Genomic DNA, 4,281 nt, shown 5'->3' on the forward strand with positions numbered 1-4,281 from the left:
GTGCCCCGCGAGGCTGCCGATCCCTCCCAGTTGACCGACCAGCCCCCGGAACTGGACGCCGAGCAGATCGCCATGGCCGGCGGCACGCGGGACACCGAGATCTACGCCGAGGATACGCTGAGCAACAGCATCCTGATGAACATGGTTCTCAGCAACGGCGCCCGCCTGTACGTCGACCATGCCCATCCCGAATATTCCAGTCCCGAGGTGACCAACCCGAAGGACGCGGTGCTCTGGGACAAGGCGGGGGATGCCGTCGTGCTGGCCGCCGCCCGCCGCATCGGTCGGACGCCCGGGTTCGCCCCCGTCAACCTGTACAAGAACAACACCGACAACAAGAGCGTTTCCTACGGTTCGCACGAGAACTACCTGGTGCCGCGGAGCGTGCCCTTCGGCCACCTGGTCAACGGCCTGATCCCGTTCTTCGTCTCCCGCCAGGTGATCTGCGGCTCCGGCCGCGTGGGCATCGGCATGACGGCGCGGGAATCCGGGTTCCAGATCAGCCAGCGCGCGGACTTCTTCGAGGCGGAAGTGGGGCTGGAGACAACGGTCCGCCGGCCCATTATCAATACCCGCGACGAACCGCACGCCGTTGCGGAGAAGTACCGCCGGCTCCATGTCATCATCGGCGACGCCAATCTCAGCGAAGTGTCCTGCTACCTGAAGATGGGCACCACTTCGCTGGTGCTGTCGATGATCGAGCACGAGACGCTGCCCATGCTTGAGCTGGACGACCCGGTGGAGGCCCTGCAGCGGATCAGCCATGATCCGACCCTGCGCGAAACGGTCCGTCTGCACGACGGACGCCGGGTCAACGGCCTGGATTTGCAGACGATGTACCTGGAGGCTGCGGACAAGCACTGCCGCACGGTCGGCGCCGAGGACCCCCAGACGCTGGACGTGCTCTCGCGCTGGGCCGCGCTGCTGGAGACCCTGGGACGGGACCCTATGGACGCTGCCCGCCAGGTGGACTGGGTGGCCAAGCTCAAGCTGTTGCAGGCGTACCGGGACCGGGACGGCATGGGCTGGGACGATGCCCGGCTGGCGCTGGTGGATCTGCAGTACTCCGACATGCGCCCGGAAAAGGGCCTGTACTACCGGTTGCTGCAGCGCGGGCAGATGGAACGGATCCTCGACGACGCACAGATCGCCCGGGCAGTCACCGAGCCTCCGGCGGACACCCGGGCCTACTTCCGCGGCAAGTGCATCAAGCACTTCCCGAAGGAGGTGATCGGAGCCAGCTGGGATTCGGTGATCTTCGATCTGCCGTCCCACCGCAGGCTCCAGCGCATCCCCACCCGGGAACCGTTGCGCGGCACCCGCGAGCTCACGGGGGTCCTGTTCGACCAGGCCATGGACGCGGAGGAATTCGTGGCGAAACTTCTCGGTGGGCCACCTCCGCCCGTGGCAACATAAGACATATAGGTGAATGGTTCCCAAGGAGGCTAGCATCATGGCAACGCAGGACAGGAAGAGCGTCGAACCCGGCTCCGAGGAGCAGGAATATGTTGACGAAGTGCCAGTTCCGCCGGCCGACGGCCCGGACGCAGCGCCCACTGCCCAGACTGAGGGCGTGGATGACCTCCTGGATGAAATCGACGGTGTGCTTGAGGTGAATGCGGAGGAGTTTGTGCGCGGCTTCGTCCAGAAGGGCGGCCAGTAGACATATGCCCCAGGATCCTTCTGTCGCCGGCATCACGCAGGCGGCTACCTCGTCGTTTTCCGAGTACCTTTCACAGTCCCGGCCCGAGCTACTGCCGTCCACGCGCCTGGCCGGCGATTCGGGCCTGCCCGGTTATTCCGGCCATGGGCACCCGGGCCACGGCCATTCCGCGGGAGCGCAGCTGGCACCCCAGGCGACCACGATCGTCTCGCTCACCTTTGCCGGCGGCGTGCTGATGGCCGGCGACCGCCGTGCAACGATGGGCAACGTGATCGCCAGCCGGCATATCGAGAAGGTCTTCCCGGCGGATCAGTACTCCGTGCTGGGAATCGCGGGCAGCGCGGGAATCGCGCTGGACATCACCAAGCTGTTCCAGGTCGAACTGGAGCACTACGAGAAAATTGAGGGCACCCTCCTGAGCCTGGACGGCAAAGCCAACCGCCTGGGCGCCATGATCCGGGCGAACCTCCCGCTGGCGCTGCAGGGCCTTGCCGTCGTGCCGCTCTTCGCCGGCTTCGACTCCGTCCGCCGGACCGGGAGGCTGTTCTCCTACGATGTGACCGGCGGGCGCTACGAGGAACAGGAACACCACAGCGTGGGGTCCGGGTCGGTCTTTGCCCGCGGCGCCCTGAAGAAACTGTGGAAGCCGAACCTGGACGAGGAAAGCGCGATCCGGGTGGCGGTCGAATCCCTCTATGACGCCGCCGACGACGATTCGGCCACCGGGGGACCGGACCAGATCCGCCAGCTTTGGCCGGTCATCTACACGGTGAACGCTGCCGGCAACCGCCGTGTGCCGGAACGCGAAATGGCTGCCATCTCCGGAGACGTCATCGCCTCGCGGGCCATCGCCGGACGGGAGGCCTGAGATGACGCAGCAGTTCTACGTATCGCCCGAACAACTAATGAAGGACCGGGCGGACTTCGCACGGAAGGGCATTGCCCGCGGCCGCTCGGTGATCGTGTTCAGCTGCCGGGATGGGATTGCGCTGGTGGCGGAGAACCCGTCCCGGTCGCTCCATAAAATCGGCGAAATCTACGACCGCATCGCCTTCGCCGCCGTCGGGAAGTACAACGAGTTCGAGAGCCTGCGGCAGGCGGGCGTGCGGTATGCGGACATCCGCGGCTACTCCTACGATCGGGAGGACGTTACGGCCAGGGGCCTGGCGAGCGTCTATGCGCAAAGCCTGGGGGCCGTATTCACGGCCGAAAGCAAGCCGTTCGAGGTGGAACTGGCAGTGGCCGAGGTCGGCGCCCATCAGGATTCCGACCACCTGTACCGGCTGACCTTCGACGGGTCGATCGCCGATGAAAAGGGCTTTGTGGTGATGGGCGGCCAGGCGGATTCGATTATCGATGTGCTGGGCCGGCGCTGGGCGCCGGAAATGAATTTTGCCGAAGGTATCCGTGCCGCGGTGTCCTCGCTGTCCTATGACGGCAAACCGGCCGAGCGCCGGCCTGCGGACCAGACGGACGCCCAGGGCACGGGCGGGACGCCGCCGAAGCTTCCGTCCAGCATGCTGGAAGTGGCAGTGCTGGACCGGGATCCGCTGTCGGAGCGCGGCAACCGCCGTGCCTTCAGGCGGCTTCCGACGGAAGAGGTGGACGAGATTCTCGCCAGCTAGGAGCGGAGGAAACCGTGGACAGGCGTATTTTCGGAATCGAAACCGAATTCGGCATCTCCTACTCGGGGCCGAATTCACGCCCCCTCTCGCCCGAAGAGGTGGCGCGCTATCTTTTCCGGAAGGTGGTGAGCTGGGGCAGGTCGTCGAACGTGTTCCTCACCAACGGGTCACGGCTCTACCTGGACGTCGGGTCCCACCCCGAATACGCGACGGCCGAGTGCGATGACGTCGGGCAGCTGATCGCCCATGACCGGGCCGGGGAAGTGATCCTGGACGAACTCGTGGACGAAGCGCAGCACCGGCTGCGGCACGAGGGGTTCGACGGCACGGTGTATCTGTTCAAGAACAACACTGACTCGGCGGGGAACTCCTACGGCAGCCACGAGAACTACCTCATACCGCGCAAGGTGGAGTTCACCCGCCTGGCCGACATCCTGATCCCGTTCCTTGTCACCCGCCAGATCCTGGTCGGGGCCGGGAAGGTGCTCAAGACGCAAAACGGCGCGCTGTACGCCTTTTCACAGCGCGCCGACCACATCTGGGAGGGCGTCTCCTCGGCCACCACACGGTCGCGGCCCATCATCAATACGCGGGACGAACCGCATGCGGATGCGGAGCACTACCGCCGGCTGCATGTGATCGCCGGCGATTCGAACATGTCCGAGACCACCACCATGATGAAGGTGGGCACCGTCGACCTCATCCTCCGGATGATCGAGGCCGGCGTGGTCATGCGCGACTTCCGGCTGGAGAATCCTATCCGCAGCATCCGCGACATTTCCCACGACCTCACCGGGTCCCAGCCGCTGCGGCTGGCCAACGGGCGGCAGCTGTCCGCGTTGGACATGCAGGCCGAATATCTTGGCCGGGTCACGGAATTCGTGGAGGCAAACGGGGCACACACCCCCCATGTGCCGCGGATCCTCGAGCTGTGGCAGCGGACGCTGAGCGCGATCCGCTCGGGTGACTACAGTTCCATCGACACGGAGATCG

At 65.5% G+C, this 4,281-nt stretch carries 5 protein-coding genes; all 5 read left to right on the forward strand.

Annotated elements, in window-relative coordinates:
- The coding region (gene dop, locus AC5RW2_RS40865; protein ID WP_494075283.1) for a depupylase/deamidase Dop at positions 1-1,416 on the forward strand (1,416 nt) is incomplete at its 5' end.
- A gap of 37 nt (positions 1,417-1,453) precedes the next feature.
- Positions 1,454-1,663 carry a ubiquitin-like protein Pup gene (locus tag AC5RW2_RS40870; protein ID WP_494032202.1) on the forward strand — a complete coding sequence of 70 codons (210 nt, stop codon included), beginning with the start codon at positions 1,454-1,456 and terminating at the stop codon, positions 1,661-1,663.
- A 4-nt stretch (positions 1,664-1,667) separates the two neighbouring features.
- Positions 1,668-2,531, forward strand: a complete 864-nt coding sequence (prcB, locus tag AC5RW2_RS40875) for a proteasome subunit beta (protein ID WP_494032201.1) — start codon at positions 1,668-1,670, stop codon at positions 2,529-2,531.
- A 1-nt stretch (position 2,532) separates the two neighbouring features.
- On the forward strand, positions 2,533-3,288 hold the full coding sequence (gene prcA / locus AC5RW2_RS40880; protein WP_494032200.1) for a proteasome subunit alpha: 756 nt from the start codon (positions 2,533-2,535) through the stop codon (positions 3,286-3,288).
- A 14-nt stretch (positions 3,289-3,302) separates the two neighbouring features.
- A partial coding sequence (gene pafA, locus AC5RW2_RS40885) for a Pup--protein ligase (RefSeq protein ID WP_494075284.1) occupies positions 3,303-4,281 on the forward strand: 979 nt, incomplete at its 3' end.

This window comes from Arthrobacter sp. B0316-1-20 (assembly GCF_059091865.1).

Bases quoted from the DNA above. Each gene is read 5' to 3' on its own strand.
- AC5RW2_RS40870 (WP_494032202.1), top strand. From the start codon at position 1,454: ATGGCAACGCAGGACAGGAAGAGCGTCGAACCCGGCTCCGAGGAGCAG.
- prcB (WP_494032201.1), top strand. From the start codon at position 1,668: ATGCCCCAGGATCCTTCTGTCGCCGGCATCACGCAGGCGGCTACCTCG.
- prcA (WP_494032200.1), top strand. From the start codon at position 2,533: ATGACGCAGCAGTTCTACGTATCGCCCGAACAACTAATGAAGGACCGG.